This is a genomic window from Nitrincola nitratireducens, assembly GCF_000585235.1.
GTDB classification, from domain to species: Bacteria; Pseudomonadota; Gammaproteobacteria; order Pseudomonadales; family Balneatricaceae; genus Nitrincola; species Nitrincola alkalisediminis.
The window spans coordinates 143,900-159,894 of record NZ_AONB01000002.1 but is presented as its reverse complement, the minus strand read 5'-3'; the positions used below and the strand labels follow the sequence as shown (position 1 = coordinate 159,894).

Below are 15,995 nucleotides of genomic sequence, written 5' to 3'. Positions count from 1 at the left end.
TGTCCTACAACAGACGTTGGACATTCCTATCTCCTTTATTATTAGAATGAGTCACGCCATAAGATTAACCCTCTGCACGCCAAAGTGTCTAGCGTTCAAGACGCGTAAATCCACCTTAGCCTTAAAGATTCAGATACTTATACACCGTATTGCGACTCACACCCGCTGCACGAGCGGTTTTGGAGATATTTCCACCAAAACGCGCATAGAGCTGAGGGATCTGCTCGGCTAAATTGCAAGACGTATCCATATCCTCCGAGTCACCATCGGTATTGTCCTCGTCCATTTCTGAGTTGGGAGAAAGGCGAATCTCCTCTAGAATATCGAGCGGTAAATGTTCGAGTTCTAGCAACTCACCATCGGCCATGGCTAAAGCGACCTTCAATACATTGACCAGCTGCCGAACATTGCCAGGCCAAGGGTGAGACTCTAACAGCCTCCGCACCTCTAGGCTCATGCCCGCCGACTCGTATTCTCGGCAAATACGCTTAAAGATATATTGAATCAAGGCTGCTTTATCTTGCCGTTGACGCAAGGGCAAAATTTCAAGATTGAGTCCAGCGATACGGTAATAGAGATCCTGACGGAAACGGCCCGCCGCGATTTCGTGCTTTAAATCTCGGTTCGTCGCCGACACCAAACGAATATCAACCGGATACGACTCAGTCGAACCCAGTGGGGTAACAATTCGATCCTGCAACACACGCAATAATCGTGCTTGAACATGGATCGGCATTTCGCCAATTTCATCTAAAAATAAGGTGCCTTTATGCGCACGGCGGATCAGCCCTTGGTAGCCACGACTGCTGGCACCAGTAAAAGCACCTTTTTCATACCCAAAGAGTTCAGATTCAACCAACTCCGTTGGAATTGAGGCACAATTCACCGCCACAAAATAGGCATTGGCCCGGGAGCTATGGTAATGCAGAGAGCGAACTAACACCTCTTTACCTGCCCCAGTTTCGCCGGAGATTAAAATCGGAATGTCTTTTTCAATGATCTTCTTGGCCTGATGCAGCACTTTGCGTAGGGTGTCATCGCCCTGCTCTAGCTCGTCAAAGGGGATGACATCGTCTGGCAGCGAGTTGGTTAGGGCGGGTGTGGGCTGTGCTTTCGGTTGAAGTTGCGCTTTCGGTTGTTCATAGTTGGCATGCGTTCGATAATCCGGTAGCACCAAGGCTAATGAAGGCTTAGCGGGGGGTTGCACACGAACCCACACTCGAAAGCGCCCTTGAACCATCAAGGATAAAGGAACGGTGGCCGGCTGATTGATGAGGTCACGAACACGACAACCAAACAATTCTTCAACGTTCATCAACGCCAAATGGTCCGATAACATAATCGACGCACGTCGATTGGACGAAATAATCACGCCTTCCGAATCGATCACGACCAAGGCTGCCCAATGGCTGTCCAAGCTGCGCGTGTGAGTACTGATGGTTAAGATATGATAGTTGTCTTGAAACGCACTCAGTATCAGTTGATTTTCAACACAGAGCGACATGAGTTTGACCAACCCCAAGGTATGATCTTGAGGTAAATAGGCATCCGTGGAGATATCAAGCACCCCCACTAATGACTTTTGTGTGTCGAAGATGGGCGAAGCCGATCCTGCCATAAAGCGGTTTGCGCGTAGAAAATGCTCATCACGATTGACTTGCACCGCTTGCCCCGTCGCTAATGCCGTTCCGATGGCATTGGTCCCCACGCCCTCTTCTTTCCACAAATGACCGGGTAACAAGCCATGCTGCATCCGAGGCAAAAAACGTGAGGCTCCCCAAGTATTGAGCACCTGCCCTCGCTATCGGCCAAGACAATAATACAAGAGGAGTTCGTCAGGATATTTTCATAATAGGGTAAGACTTCACTCTCGGTTGTTTTAACCAAATTGTGATGTTGATCCAGTAGCGCTGAGACCTCTCCGGCTTGGCGTTCCCCAAAATCAGGATCACTTCCATGAGACAAGCCATAAGACTCGCAGCGATACCAAGAAGCTTCAATCACCTCTTTATGAGACAAGGAGGACTCATCTGTTTCAGATACTGGGTGCATAAGCGCTGTTCTTTTTATTATGAATTAGGATCACGCGATCCCCTAAAGGATTTCCCTAGTTTGAAAGCAAACGAATAAAATGTAAAGCCACTTTGATCAAAAGTGTTCACTGTTAACACAAATGAACATAATTGATCATTTATGAACAGTTATTTAACAGTTCCGAACGGCTATGGATTTTCATTTTATTAGACCACTCCATTAAAAAACAAAACAAATCATGCAGTTAAATATTAAAAATCGGATTTTCTTTTTATGGCACGCCCCTTGCTTTCTATATAGAGATTCTTACCCAGTCGTCATAAACATAACAATAACTATGGGTGTAAACATGTCCTTAGTGTTAGAAAATGTAACGAAAATCGTTGAGGGACAGACTTGGGTTTCTAATATCAACATGACATTAGAACCAGGCTCCTTCAACGTACTGCTTGGCCGAACGCTGGCCGGTAAAACCACCTTAATGCGCTTAATGGCGGGTCTCGATAAGCCCTCTGAAGGTCGCATCATCATGAACGGTGCGGATGTGACGGGCAAGCCTGTTAGGGAACGCAACCTATCGATGGTTTACCAACAGTTTATTAACTACCCCAATTTAAGCGTATTTGAAAACATCGCCTCCCCTTTGCGTCTCGCCAGAATGTCTGAGAAAGAGATTAAAGAGCGCGTATATGAAACAGCCAAAATGCTGCGCATCGAGCCCTTTTTAAATAGGCTACCCCTTGAGCTGTCAGGTGGACAGCAGCAGCGTACGGCCATGGCAAGGGCCTTGGTGAAGGATGCCGAGTTGATTTTGTTTGATGAGCCCCTAGTCAACCTCGACTATAAATTGCGTGAAGAACTCCGTGAAGAGTTGCGCAGCCTCTTTAGACAACGCAACTGTATTGCTGTCTACGCGACCACTGAGCCGAATGAAGCCCTCGCATTAAGTGGAAATACCGCAGTGCTTCATGAAGGACGGCTCTTGCAGCATGGCAAAACAGCCGAGGTGTATCACCGTCCGACGTCCATCGAAACCGCGGTGATGTTTTCTGAGCCACCGATGAATATCGTGAAAAGTAAAGTCACCGAGAGTGAAGTGACCTTTGATGAGACGGTGCATTTCCAACTGAACAAAGATTTAAACCATCTCACACCAGGTATGTACAACCTCGGTGTCCGCGCATCGCATATCGGCTTAGTCCCGCATGCGGACGATGACCTAGAACTTCCGGTCACCGTTGACCTCGCTGAAATTAGTGGATCAGAGACCTTTTTGCATGTGCGCAATGACCATCTTTCCTTGGTTTTACATTTACCGGGGGTTCATGAGTATGCTGTCGATGAAAAAATTACCATCTATTTTCCGACGCACAAACTCTACGCCTTTGATTTGCAGGGTCAGTTGATTCATGCACCTGCCCGTATTTCAGGAGTTTAACCATGGCTGAAATCGTCTTAAATGCCCTCGCGCATACCTATTCCAGAAAGCCAAATGCCCCCCAAGACTATGCCATACGGCAAATGAATCAAGTCTGGGAGCAAGGGGGCGCTTACGCCCTACTCGGACCATCAGGCTGTGGTAAGTCGACCCTACTGAACATTATCTCAGGCTTGCTTGAACCCTCTGACGGCGAAATTCTGTTTGATGGCGTCAAGGTCAATAGCTTACCTCCTGAGGAGCGCAACATTGCTCAGGTGTTTCAGTTTCCGGTGATTTACGACACCATGACCGTGTTTGATAACCTCGCCTTCCCTCTGCGGAATATGAAAACACCGGCACACTTAATCCAATCCAAAGTCCATGAAATTGCCGACATACTGGAACTCAGCCCTCTACTCCATAAAAAAGCAAAAAACCTAACCGCTGATGAAAAGCAGAAGGTCTCCATGGGGCGTGGCCTAGTTCGGGACAATGTGTCCGCTATTTTATTTGACGAACCCCTCACGGTGATTGACCCACAGTTAAAATGGAAGCTGCGGCGCAAGCTCAAGCAAATTCACGATCAATTTAACATCACCATGATTTACGTCACCCACGACCAGCTGGAAGCCGCCACCTTCGCCGACAAAATTGCGGTGATGTATGAAGGCCAAATCGTTCAGTTTGGCTCACCCCACGAACTCTTCGAAAACCCCAAGCACACCTTCGTTGGCTACTTCATTGGCAGCCCAGGGATGAACTTTATGAATGTGCAACTTGAAGAGCAGCACTTCGTGTTTGAAGACATGAAGCTGAAGGTGCCCGAAAAGATTCTCGATAAGATTCAGCATTTGCCCTATGAGTCGATCAAGCTGGGGATACGTCCTGAGTTTGTTCATGTTTGGGACAAAAAGAACGATGAAGCCTACGAAGTGGATGTGATTGACAGTGAAGACCTAGGCACTTACCACATCATGACCTTCAAGCTCAGAAACCAACTGCTCAAAGCACGTTTACATGAAGATCAACGCATTCCTAAGCACAAAGCCTGGATCAGCTTTCCTGACCAGTGGCTGAAGGTATACGTGAACGAATACCTCGTGGAGGCTGATGATGAATAAAATCGAAAACAATAAAGCCTGGTTCCTAGTGCTGCCAGTCTTCGTATTGGTCGCTTTTTCCGCGATCATCCCATTAATGACCGTTGTTAACTACTCGGTACAAGATGTGTTCGACACCAATACTCGTTATTTTGTCGGAACCGAGTGGTTCAAAGCCATCTTGAATGATGCTGCGCTACAAAGTGCTTTAATGAAGCAGTTTATGTTTTCATTTACCACGCTCAGCATCGAAATTCCTTTGGGTATCGGTATCGCGTTGCTCATGCCAAAGCGAGGGATGGCGGCGTCCCTGTGTCTCGTGTTAATTGCACTTCCCCTGCTCATACCCTTGAATGTGGTGGGTACCATTTGGCAGATTTTCACACGCAGTGACATTGGCCTGATGGGCTGGAGCCTGCGCGAAATGGGCGTTGCCTATAACATCTCACGCAACCCTGTGGATGCCTGGGCCACCATTATTCTGATGGATGTTTGGCACTGGACACCTCTGATTGCCTTGCTTTGTTACAGCGGATTGCGCTCTATCCCCGAGGCTTACTACCAAGCGGCACGCATTGACCGTGCCTCGCGCTGGGCTATTTTCCGCTACATCCAATTGCCCAAGCTAACCAATGTTTTAATCATCGGTATTTTACTGCGCTTTATGGACTCGTTCATGATCTATGCCGAGCCCTTTGTCTTAACTGGTGGCGGTCCGGGCAGTTCAACCACCTTTTTAAGCCAAGCCCTGACGACCATGGCTATCGGTCAGTTTGATGTTGGACCTGCAGCGGCCTTCTCGATTATTTACTTCTTGATCATCTTAGCCGTGAGCTGGGTGTTCTACACCACCATTATGAACATGCAAAAAGAAAAATAATAAAGGATCGCCTTATGAAATCCCGTATCGCGCTAATTGTGTACATTCTCTTTATTTTGCTGCCCATCTATTGGTTATTGAACATGTCGTTCAAAACCAACCAAGAGATCCTGGGTGCCATCACCTTTTGGCCGCAAAACTTCACCTTTGAGAATTATCAAAAAATTCTAACAGACCCAAGCTGGTACAAAGGCTACATTAACTCAATGATCTATGTGTCCCTCAACATGGTCATTAGCTTAACCGTTGCCTTGCCCGCAGCCTATGCGTTCTCTCGCTACAAATTTGTGGGCGACAAACACCTTTTCTTCTGGCTGCTCAGCAACAAAATGGCACCACCGGCCGTCTTTGTTTTGCCTTTCTTTCAGCTGTATTCATCCGTCGGGCTCTTTGATACCCATATCGCCGTGGCCCTCGCCCACTGTCTATTCAACATCCCACTTGCCGTGTGGATTTTGGAAGGCTTTATGAGCAGCGTGCCGAAAGAAATTGACGAAACGGCTTACATCGATGGCTACAGTTTTCCACGCTTCTTTGCCAAGATTTTTATCCCTCTGATTGGTTCAGGGATCGGTGTGACGGCCTTCTTTTTATTCATGTTTTCGTGGATTGAATTGCTCCTCGCCAGAACCTTAACGGCGACAGAGGCCCAGCCTATTCAGGTCATTATGACCCGTACCGTTGGCGCATCCGGTATTGACTGGGGCGTCTTAGCTGCCGCCGGCGTACTGACCATTATCCCCGGTATTTTTGTGATTTACTTTGTTCGTAACCATATCGCTAAGGGCTTTGCCCTCGGTCGAACCTAAGGAGACATATCATGAGCTGGATGGTTTGGACCACGCCCACAGCAGGCTTTTTTATCGGTATCGGGCTGATTTTGGCAAGCATGTCAATTTGGCAATACGTTTCGCCCTCAATTGAGCGAAAAGGGTTTCTTCCGATTAAAACCACACGTGGAGACCGCCTGTTTATTGGACTCTTAACCAGTGCCTTTATTCATTTAGGCATTGTTGGATTTACCGACTTATCAATTTTAGTAGCCACAGCCATTTCCGCCATATGGATGGCGATCCTGATGCGCTGGGGTTAATGAAAACCAGGACGGACCAAAATTGAAAAGGACGTCGTTTTAATAAAAATGAGGTGGATATGAAAAACAATAAAACCATGCGCCTTTCTGTTCTTGCGGCCAGCTTATTATTTGCCAGTGCGCAATTGCATGCCCAAGCGGATCAGTATCGAGCTGCCGCCGAGCGATGGATCGATAGCAACTTCCAACGCTCGACCTTAAGCCGAGAAGAGCAGTTGGCTGAACTCGAATGGTTTATTAAAGCCGCTGAGCCCTTCCGTGGTATGGAAATCAGAACCGTCGCCGAGGGTTTAACCACTCACGAGTATGAAGCCAATGTGCTGGCCAGAGCCTTTAGTGAAATCACGGGTATCAAGGTGACACACAATATCATCAGTGAGGGGGATGTTGTTGATACCATGCAAACCCAGATGCAATCGGATCGAAACATTTACGATGCGTTTGTAAACGACTCCGATGCCATCGGTACCCATCTTCGTTACGGTAAGACCATCGCGATTTCGGATGCGATGGAGAACGAATGGAAAAACTACACCCTGCCCACGCTGGATCTCGAAGATTTCATCGGTATTCAATACACAACAGGGCCTGATGGCAAAATCTACCAACTGCCCACTCAACAGTTTGCCAACCTCTACTGGTTCCGTGCCGACTGGTTTGAACGTGAAGACCTGCAACAGCAATTTAAAGAAAAATACGGTTACGATTTAGGCGTGCCTTTAAACTGGTCGGCCTATGAAGACATCGCGGATTTCTTCACTAACCATGTAAAAGAAATCGATGGCGTGCGCGTCTACGGCCACATGGACTATGGCCGCCGTGATCCGTCGTTGGGTTGGCGCTTCCATGACTCCTGGCTTTCCATGGCAGGTATGGGTGACCCTGGTGTGCCCTTTGGGAACCCTGTCGATGACTGGGGTATTCGCGTCAACGAAACCGGAAATCCTGTGGGCTCTAGCGTGTCTCGTGGTGGTGCCACCAACTCACCAGCGGCTGAATACGCCGTGCGTAAAATGGTGGAATGGCTGCGTGACTATGCTCCACCAGAAGCACAAGGCATGACCTTTGGTGAGGCAGGCCCCGTTCCCGCTCAAGGCAACATCGCTCAACAAATCTTCTGGTACACTGCCTTTACTGCGGACATGACGGATCCAGCATTGCCAGTGACCGATGATGAGGGGAACCCAAAATGGCGTATGGCTCCTTCTCCTGTTGGCCCATACTGGCAAGAGGGGATGAAAGTCGGTTACCAAGACGTGGGCGCTTGGACCTTCTTTAACTCAACACCTGAAGATCGCCGTACCGCCGCTTGGTTATGGGCGCAATTCACTGTAGCCAAAACCACTTCCTTGGAGAAAACCATTCGCGGTTTAACACCGATTCGCCGTTCTGACATCGAATCCGATGCCATGACAGAGTTGGCTCCCAAATTTGGTGGTTTAATTGAGTTCTACCGCAGCCCGAATGAAAGCATGTGGACACCGACAGGAACCAACGTCCCTGACTACCCCCGCTTGGCTCCGCTTTGGTGGCAAAACCTTGCACCGGCCGTCAGCGGTGAAATTTCGGCTCAACAAGCGCTGGATAATCTAGCCGCAGCGATGGACAACACCATGATGCGCCTGGCACGTGCCAATGTCTTTTCACAATATGCCCCTGTATTGAATGAACCAAGAGACCCTGAATACTGGTTTGCTCAACCGGGCGCACCTAAGCCACGCTTAGAAAATGAAAAAGAACAGGGCCGGACTCTGCCATATGATGAGTTAATGGCCAATTGGTTAGAAGCGGGGAATTAAGTGTAAGTGAAATCTAAAATTGGCAGCCTCATTTGCCCGAGGCCGCCAATTTTTTAAACCAACAGTGATTCATCAAGGCAATACGCCTTAGCGATTTAAGTTGGACGTATCCGAAATACCAGAACATAAAAGAGCGGTAAAACAACTAACGTCAAGGCTGTCGCAAAGGTAAGACCAAACATAACAGTGACGGCCATACTCTTAAAGAAAGGATCCACTAAGAGCGGAGCCACACCTAAAATGGTGGTTAATGCCCCCAGCACCACCGGTCGTGCTCGACTCAAACAGGCCTCTACAACGGCCGGATAGTGTGCTTCCCCTTCATAATGGCTTGGGTACTGTCAAAAATAGCTTTCCCTCGACGATAATCGTTATCCGCCGATGTAAACTCAGCTTGTGCTGAGTTAAATGCCGCCCTGATTTCTCGATCATCCAAGCGCGCAAGCTCATCGCCCTGTTGAACCAACTGTCCCTCATTGACTCGAATCTCCTCGATACGGCCCGCCACTTTGAATGCCATTTCAGCACGCTGTGCCGACCTTAGTGTTCCGTTGAAAACAAGATCTGTGGGTGACTGCTCCCCGCCCTGACGGGCGAGGCTTCCAACTTCTCAGGCAGCAACCGGCGCGTGGCCGGATTTACGCAAGCTCCATTGGCAGGAACCGACAGTCCTTCGGCCCGTAGTTTGATAACACCCTGCTGGTGGATATTGATCGCGGCGTTTACGTCGCGATCAAGCTCTACTGTACAAGCAGGGCACGACCAGTTACGCACCGACAACGGCAGGGTGTCTACCTTGTGCCCACAGCAGGAGCAGGTCTTGGAGCTGGCGAACCACTGGTCGATTTTGACCAGATGTTTGCCCTGCTCCTTCGCCTTGTATTCCAGTTTCTGAATCAGGCTGAACCAGCTTGCGTCTGCGATGTGCTTCGCCAATTTCCGGTTCTTCAGCAGTTTTTTTACTTTTAGGGTCTCGACTACCACCGCTTGGTTTTCATCAATAAGTTGTCGGGACAGGTTGTGCTGGAAATCCGCACGGGCATTCGCTAGGTGCTCATGCGCCTTGGCAAGTTTAAGGCAAGCTTGCGCACGGCCCTTACTGCCTTTCTGGCATCGGGACAGGGCCTTTTGCTTGCGTCGCAAGTTAGATTGGGCGCGTTTCAGGAAACGGGGATTTGCCGTCTTGTTTCCTTCGGAGTCGATAGCAAGATGGGTTAGTCCCATATCAACGCCCAGCACGGTATCAACGGTGTGCAATGGGGCAGGTGTTTCCAAGCCGTCTTCGACCAACAGCGAGGCATAGTATTTCCCTGTTACCGTGCGCGACAGAGTTATGCTCTTGAGCTTTCCGTCCAGCTCACGGTGAACCCGCGCCTTAATCGGTTTCATCTTCGGCACTTTGATCCAGTTTTCACCAGCACTCACACTCATGCAGTGGTAGCTGGATTGTTTGCCATGCTTGCGCTTGAACTTGGGGTAACGGGCGGGGAGCTTCGGGTCAAAAAAGTTCTGGAAGGCTTTATCGAGGTTGATGCACGCTTGCTGGAGTGCAATCGAATCAAAATCCTTGAGCCAGTGATACTTGCGGGACTTTTTCGCCACCGCCAAAAGCGGCTTAAGGTCTTTCTTGGCCTTGAGCTTCAGGCCGTGGCGTTTGTACTGTGAGCTGATGATATGCAGCGCCTTGTTGTACACAAACCGCGTAGAACCGAACTGGCGGTTGAGAAATTCCGCCTGTTCAGGTGTCGGGTAGATGCGTACTTTCGTGGCCTTTAACATTTCAGCGCTCATTGATATGATTCAGTTATTATAAGCCAGTAAGGTCATATTTCAAGTGAGTGCGCATAACAAAGAGTTGCTTTCAAATTACCTCCGAAAACGCCACAGCGTCACCAAGCTGGTTGTGCATCTGGTCTTTACCACCAAGTACCGGCGAAAACTGTTCGACGGCTATATGATTGAGCAACTACGTGAAGCGTTTGAGTCTGCTTGCGAGAAGTTGGAGTGTGGCCTGCTGGAAATGGACGGTGAAGCGGATCACGTTCACCTGCTGATAGCCTATCCGCCGAAGCTGGCGATCAGCGTTATGGTGAACAACCTGAAATCGGTTTCATCACGCCGGATACGCATACTCAATACCCACATACCCCGGCAAAGCAAAAGCGCAGCGCTCTGGTCACGTTCCTACTTTGCCTGTAGTGCAGGCGGGGCAACTATCGAAACACTGAGAGAGTATGTGCAGAGTCAGGCTACACCAGAATAGAACCGCTGCGCGGTTCCCGCTTGTATACCCAAGGGGCACACTGTCCCCGCCCGATTGGGCGAGGGTTTACGCGGAGTTTTGCTAATACAGCTTGCACCCTTTCAATACGGGCTGGACGAACAACCTCTTCAGAAACACTAGTACACATTTGAATATTGTTCCAACCGTCATGTCTACTCAAACAAGACTGGTTAAGTCTATACATTTGAGATGTCTTTATAACGACAGTATTTGTTTAGACCGTAAGTGATTTTCTTAGATATGAAGGCTGCACACCCTTCACCTGCCGAAATCGATTGGATAAATGGCTCGATGAGCTGAACCCGCATTCCAGGGCGATATCCACTAAGGGCAAGGACGTCTCTTTCAACAACATTTCGGCCCGCTGTAGGCGTCTGTGCAACACGTATTGATGCGGCGCCAGGCCTTGACTCTGACGAAACATGCGCGAGAAATGGTACTCGCTAAGGCATGCCTGAGCCGCCAAGTCTCGCAACAACAAGGTTGATTCAAATGACTTTCGATGTACTCACGCACACGCTTGAGTTGATAGGGTGCCAATCCGCCCCGTGTCTGAGGGAGCTGCCAATTGCACTGAGCATAGGTTTTGAGTAAATGAATCAGTAATAAGGTTGTCGCACTGCTCAGGGCCAGCTGATCACTGCGCTCTTGCCAATTTAGATTTAACAAAAACTGATGGTAAAGAAGGGTAATACTGGCATCTTCAGCAAAATGCATTTCATCAAGCAACAGGCTGGATGGCGACTTGTCCCACACCTGTTCAGTCAGGGTATTGAGGTGCTGGTCCGTGAAATAGAGATGCACAAACTCCAGTGGGCCGCGAATATCCCAAGCGGACTCGTGCTCCTTTGGCATCAGGCAAAAACGACCGGGCGCACCGCCGTTGCGCCATCCATGTGGTGTTTTGCGGTAGCACTCGAAGCCATCGGCAACGTACAGGCTCAATGTGTGATGCTCTGACTTGTCCAGAGCAATATGATCATCGTCATTAAACCAGCGCGCCAATCCCATACCGTTCTCAAGGCTAGAGCCTGCTTTCAACACGGGTTTGTGTCGACTCATCTGCTTAAAAACTTGATAGTGTGAATGCATAACGCCCCCTGCTCAATGTTAGCCTCTCCTATTTCAGGATACTAAACATCCCTCCGGCTGCTGCCAAGCAGACATCATCCCTACCTGTTAAAAAAGCGCAAGAATATGAAAGTTAAGTGCAGCAATCTGCAAGATCAAACACAGCCATCCTCGCTATAGTGACACATCACCAATACATAACCATCGCAGAAGATTTGATCAGCTGCAGGTTTCGAGGATCAACATGAACGCTTTTTTGTATATCACTACGGTTTTAATTTGGGGCACCACTTGGATCGCTATTGCATTTCAACTTGGTGAAGTCGCTGTCACTGTCTCGGTATTCTATCGCTTTGCGCTGGCCGCATTGTTTTTGCTGACGTGTCTTGCCGTACTTGGAAAACTGCGCCGTATTAATCCCCGTGATCATCTTTTCTGTCTGATGCAGGGCATGTGTGTTTTTTGCTTCAACTTTCTACTCTTTTATACGGCGACTCAATACATCACATCGGGGCTGAACTCGGTCGTTTTTTCCATGGCCGTGATGTTCAATGCCATCAATGGCGTGATTTTCTTTCGGCTCCCCATTACTTCGCGCATTTATCTGGCAAATGGATTAGGTCTGATCGGCATGCTGCTACTCTTCTGGCCAGATCTCACGGGCGAGTCTTTCAATCTGGACGTTCTCTTCGGACTGGGCTGTGCACTCCTTGGCACCTACGGGTTCTCTCTGGGCAATATGATTAGTCTGCGCCATCAACGCAAGGGACTGGATTTACTCTCAACTAATGCCTATGCCATGTCGTATGGCGCCCTCACTCTGCTCGCGATTGTCCTGCTCACGGGTACGCCTTTCACATTGGATACGTCTTTTAGTTATTTAAGCGCTTTATTCTATCTCGCAATATTTGGCTCAGTGATAGGATTTGGCGCCTACTTCGCGCTGATTGGACGCATTGGGGCGGGCCAAGCCGCCTATGCCACTCTGCTCTTCCCACTGGTCGCTTTGGGTATCTCCACGCTCTTCGAAGGCTATGTCTGGACACTTCCAGCCGTGCTCGGTCTAGTTATGATTTTGGTGGGTAACGGGGTCATGTTTATTAAAGGGGGCTCGGTAAAACCTACAACAACCAAAATGGCTGAAGAAAAGGGGATGAAAACGGCGAACTAAGCCTCGCTTAACAACTACCCCCTTACAGGTCGTGACTCTATTTTCAGCACACCGACACCCGCCAAGACAATGATCACGACACCGACCAGAGCGATGGGATCGGGCAGGCCGCCAAAGACGCTATAGTCGAGCCCGAGCGCCCAAAAGATCGCCGTGTATTCAAATACTGCGAGCGTAGAAACCGATGTTCTCGCCATGGCTTCTGTCATAACAACATGGGCTACTCCTCCAAATAAACCTGCACTGATAAGCCAAAAGAGGGTGTGCGTATCCAATGGTGCCCACCCTAAGAAAGCGGTCAACAAGCCAAATAGGCTGCAAATCAGTGCAAAATAAAAGGCTATGCTACCCGCATGTTCTGTGTGCGTTAGCTGTTTGATTTTCACTTTTGCAACGGCGGTGGTAATTGCCATCGCCAACCCTGCCATACACCCCAGCAACGTGCTTTTGGTCATATCAGGCGATTCCAAAGAAGGATATAAGATAATCAAAACACCTAAAAACCCTGTCAATACCATGATGACCAGATAAAAAGAGGGCCTTTCCCCCAACAGCATAACCGCCAAGGGAATCGCAAAAATCGGAGCCAAAAAGCCCAGTGCAGCGGCTAAGGACAAAGGCAAATACGCCAAGGAAATAAAGGATAGAAACATCGCTAGACAACCATACGCACTGCGCGAGAGGTGTCCTTTCCAATGCCGCGTCCGCAAGGCCGTTGGAAAGGCATTCATCCACATCAAATAGAGCACAATGGGAATCAAGGCGATACTGCTACGCCAAAAGACAATCTGCCCCACTGGCGCGTCGGCTGACGCGATCTTCACACAGAGCGCCATCCCGGCAAATAAACCCGTCGCAATGAGCCGTAGCGAAATACCCTTCCAAGCGTTCATGTCTGAGAATTACCTTGTCACAGCCACATGTTGATCAATAATCGTATTAAAACGCTCTAATGCTGCAGCGGGCAGGTCATCTGGGAGAACCAGCTGATCAATCGATGGATTGCCAACCTTGACCAGCATAACCATACCCATGGTGTAATGGGGCGGACATCTCAGCCCATACCATCCTTCAAGGGTAAACTGCGTTGTAAAGTCTTCGTCTATTTTACTCATAAATGTTGCGGCACCTTCAGGGATAAAGTTTTTTATCGTTCCGACATTATGCCCCCGATGTTCCGGTATGAATCGAATGCTGTCTCCTGGATTAATCGCCAAAAAATCGGGCTCAAATGGCATCGGACCTGTTGCATTCATATTGAGCATTTTCACTTCGTGAAGGGTGTCAGCCGCGAGATACGGCATAAACAGCACACACGCCAGTAATAGCAATGTTCTCATTGGAGTATCCTATGTAATTAGAAAAAATGAAGTAAGGGTCGTTGCAGTTCAGGGTCATGAATTGTTCGAGTATTTACCCCAAACACGTCCCAAATACGATCAGGTGTGAGCACCTCTTCAGGCTTACCGATCGCAACCAGACGACTGGCGTGCATGATGATCAAACGATCACAGCGAGCGGCCTGATTCAAGTCATGCAAAGCAACGACAATGGTCGTCTTTAACGTCTCGACCAACTGCAAAATAGCCAGCTGATTTTGAATGTCTAAGTGGTTCGTCGGCTCATCCAGCAGCAGTATTTCAGGTTGCTGCGCTAGAGCTCTGGCCAGATGAACGCGCTGGCGCTCGCCACCCGAAAGAGTCTGCCAAATACGATCCCCAAGGTGCTGAATACTGAGCGCGTGCATGGCGTCGTCGACAATGCAACGATCCCGTTCTGACCAAGGGTTCAGCAGAGAAAGCCAAGGCGTCCGTCCCAGTTCAACAGCATCACGAACCTGAATATGCTCGTGTGTTTCGGCTTGCTGTGTCACAAAGGCCATCTGGCGTGCAACCTCTCCTCGTTGGAGCTGATGTATCGCTTTCCCCTTTAAGAAGACCTCACCACGACTTGGCTGAGTAATGCCCGCCAGTAAGCGTAAGAGCGTTGATTTACCCGAGCCATTAGGGCCAATCAATCCCAGAACCTCACCAGGCTGCACCTCAAAGGACAGCGGGCTGATCAAGGTTTTACCACGCAGTTGATAACTGACATTCTGGACCGAAATCATTTGTGCTTCGCCCCCCGAATCAGAATCAAGGCAAAGGCAGGTGCGCCAATCAAGGCCGTCACTACGCCAATGGGTAAAACTTGTCCGGGCACGACAATACGAGAAAGAATATCGGACATAACTAGAAACACAGCCCCCATCAAGGCGGAAACAGGCAGTAGCACAGCATGACGTACCCCGACGAGATAGCGTGCAGCATGCGGAATCACCAACCCTACAAAACCTATTGATCCAACCATCGACACCATAACGGCTGTCATGGATGCCGTTACCAATATCAAAATTAACCTCACTCGCTTTACTGGAATCCCCAACGACGCTGCAGACTCCGACCCAAAGGTAAAGGCATCCAGAGCGCGGGCATAGTATAGAGCGATGGCCAGACCGATGAGAGCGATAGGAACCGCAAGCCAAGCATCTCCCCAACGCACACCACTGAGATTCCCCAACAGCCAAAACATGATTCCACGGGCGGCCTCAGCATTAGCTGATTTGGTAATCATTAACGCCGAAAGTGCATGAAACAATTGAGCCCCGGCTATTCCGGCCAAGATGATCTGTCCTGTGACTCGGGAAAGTGCCAACACGAGACCGAATGACAGCAGCGCTCCCAAGAACGCCCCTGCTGACATAGATAGCATACCAGCACCTATGCCCACAATCGTGACAGCGACAGCCCCGGCAGAGGCCCCCGCAGAGATCCCTAAAATATAGGGATCAACCAGGACGTTTCGTAACAACGACTGTAAAATTACGCCGCTCACCGCTAAAGCAGCTCCACAGCAAGAGGCAATGACAGCTCGGCTCAAGCGGTACTCCCATAGAATACCGGCATCGATGAGATCAACGGCATACTGAGCACCTAAAAGTTTGTTGGCCAGTGTTTGATACACCGTCCGCAAGCTAATCGAACTTTCGCCAATGGTTACGGCCAGTAAAATAGCCGCCAGAAGAATACTGGCCGCCAGCAATAAGCCTCTGAGCAACTGAATCACAAGGCTGGCGGTTTTGTGCAAAACAAGTGTGGACATGT

The 15,995-nt window shown here is 49.2% G+C and carries 17 protein-coding genes; 8 read left to right on the top strand and 9 right to left on the bottom strand.

Translation table 11 applies throughout. From position 1 onward, the window contains the following. Positions 1 to 121 precede the first annotated feature (121 nt). Entirely contained in the window at positions 122 to 1,792 is a 1,671-nt protein-coding gene (locus tag D791_RS03230) for a sigma-54-dependent Fis family transcriptional regulator (RefSeq protein ID WP_237748495.1), read from the bottom strand. Between the two features lie 591 nt (positions 1,793 to 2,383). Here D791_RS03230 and D791_RS03225 point away from each other — a divergent pair. The 6 genes from D791_RS03225 to D791_RS03200 are packed head-to-tail and all read left to right on the top strand — an operon-like array spanning position 2,384 to position 8,326. Further along, positions 2,384 to 3,472 (top strand): ABC transporter ATP-binding protein, encoded by a 1,089-nt coding sequence (locus D791_RS03225; RefSeq protein WP_036507723.1) that lies wholly within the window; start codon positions 2,384 to 2,386, stop codon positions 3,470 to 3,472. A 2-nt stretch (positions 3,473 to 3,474) separates the two neighbouring features. Continuing rightward, positions 3,475 to 4,575 carry an ABC transporter ATP-binding protein gene (locus tag D791_RS03220; RefSeq protein WP_036507720.1) on the top strand — a complete coding sequence of 367 codons (1,101 nt, stop codon included), beginning with the start codon at positions 3,475 to 3,477 and terminating at the stop codon, positions 4,573 to 4,575. After that, on the top strand, positions 4,565 to 5,434 hold the full coding sequence (locus tag D791_RS03215; protein ID WP_036507719.1) for a carbohydrate ABC transporter permease: 870 nt from the start codon (positions 4,565 to 4,567) through the stop codon (positions 5,432 to 5,434). Before D791_RS03220 ends, D791_RS03215 begins: the two co-directional genes overlap by 11 nt. A gap of 14 nt (positions 5,435 to 5,448) precedes the next feature. Continuing rightward, entirely contained in the window at positions 5,449 to 6,243 is a 795-nt protein-coding gene (locus tag D791_RS03210; RefSeq protein ID WP_036507717.1) for a carbohydrate ABC transporter permease, read from the top strand. Positions 6,244 to 6,254: 11 nt separating this feature from the next. After that, on the top strand, positions 6,255 to 6,527 hold the full coding sequence (locus tag D791_RS03205) for a DUF2160 domain-containing protein (RefSeq protein WP_036507715.1): 273 nt from the start codon (positions 6,255 to 6,257) through the stop codon (positions 6,525 to 6,527). Positions 6,528 to 6,586: 59 nt separating this feature from the next. Beyond that, positions 6,587 to 8,326, top strand: a complete 1,740-nt coding sequence (locus D791_RS03200; RefSeq protein WP_036507714.1) for an ABC transporter substrate-binding protein — start codon at positions 6,587 to 6,589, stop codon at positions 8,324 to 8,326. 95 nt (positions 8,327 to 8,421) lie between these two features. Here the strand turns inward: D791_RS03200 and D791_RS03195 are convergent, their stop codons facing one another. The 3 genes from D791_RS03195 to D791_RS03185 are packed head-to-tail and all read right to left on the bottom strand — an operon-like array spanning position 8,422 to position 10,117. Further along, positions 8,422 to 8,610, bottom strand: a complete 189-nt coding sequence (locus tag D791_RS03195; protein ID WP_036507712.1) for an efflux RND transporter permease subunit — start codon at positions 8,608 to 8,610, stop codon at positions 8,422 to 8,424. An 8-nt stretch (positions 8,611 to 8,618) separates the two neighbouring features. Continuing rightward, the gene (locus tag D791_RS03190; protein WP_036507710.1) at positions 8,619 to 8,846 is read right to left on the bottom strand and encodes an efflux RND transporter periplasmic adaptor subunit; all 228 of its coding nucleotides are present in this window, start codon (positions 8,844 to 8,846) and stop codon (positions 8,619 to 8,621) included. Positions 8,847 to 8,866: 20 nt separating this feature from the next. Continuing rightward, positions 8,867 to 10,117, bottom strand: a complete 1,251-nt coding sequence (locus tag D791_RS03185; RefSeq protein ID WP_237748494.1) for an RNA-guided endonuclease InsQ/TnpB family protein — start codon at positions 10,115 to 10,117, stop codon at positions 8,867 to 8,869. A gap of 64 nt (positions 10,118 to 10,181) precedes the next feature. Here D791_RS03185 and tnpA point away from each other — a divergent pair, with 64 nt between their 5' ends. Next, positions 10,182 to 10,589: an IS200/IS605 family transposase gene (tnpA, locus tag D791_RS03180; protein WP_420329333.1), complete on the top strand. Its 408-nt coding sequence runs from the start codon at positions 10,182 to 10,184 to the stop codon at positions 10,587 to 10,589. A gap of 235 nt (positions 10,590 to 10,824) precedes the next feature. On the opposite strand, the gene D791_RS21960 is transcribed toward tnpA, so the two are convergent. Continuing rightward, the gene (locus D791_RS21960; protein WP_202806804.1) at positions 10,825 to 11,076 is read right to left on the bottom strand and encodes a helix-turn-helix transcriptional regulator; all 252 of its coding nucleotides are present in this window, start codon (positions 11,074 to 11,076) and stop codon (positions 10,825 to 10,827) included. A gap of 849 nt (positions 11,077 to 11,925) precedes the next feature. Here D791_RS21960 and D791_RS03170 point away from each other — a divergent pair. Further along, positions 11,926 to 12,852: a DMT family transporter gene (locus D791_RS03170; protein WP_036507704.1), complete on the top strand. Its 927-nt coding sequence runs from the start codon at positions 11,926 to 11,928 to the stop codon at positions 12,850 to 12,852. A gap of 14 nt (positions 12,853 to 12,866) precedes the next feature. Here D791_RS03170 and D791_RS03165 read toward each other — a convergent pair whose 3' ends face one another. Genes D791_RS03165 through D791_RS03150 form a run of 4 tightly spaced genes read right to left on the bottom strand, consistent with a single transcriptional unit; the run spans position 12,867 to position 15,993 of the window. Next, complete coding sequence (locus D791_RS03165) at positions 12,867 to 13,745, bottom strand: DMT family transporter (protein ID WP_036507702.1); 879 nt, start codon at positions 13,743 to 13,745, stop codon at positions 12,867 to 12,869. A gap of 9 nt (positions 13,746 to 13,754) precedes the next feature. Further along, positions 13,755 to 14,192, bottom strand: coding sequence for a pseudoazurin (locus D791_RS03160; RefSeq protein WP_036507699.1), 438 nt, complete (start codon positions 14,190 to 14,192; stop codon positions 13,755 to 13,757). A gap of 17 nt (positions 14,193 to 14,209) precedes the next feature. Then, entirely contained in the window at positions 14,210 to 14,962 is a 753-nt protein-coding gene (locus tag D791_RS03155) for an ABC transporter ATP-binding protein (RefSeq protein ID WP_036507696.1), read from the bottom strand. Continuing rightward, positions 14,959 to 15,993 (bottom strand): FecCD family ABC transporter permease, encoded by a 1,035-nt coding sequence (locus D791_RS03150; protein WP_036507684.1) that lies wholly within the window; start codon positions 15,991 to 15,993, stop codon positions 14,959 to 14,961. The genes D791_RS03155 and D791_RS03150 overlap by 4 nt, the downstream gene beginning before the upstream one ends. Between the last annotated feature and the right edge of the window lie 2 nt (positions 15,994 to 15,995).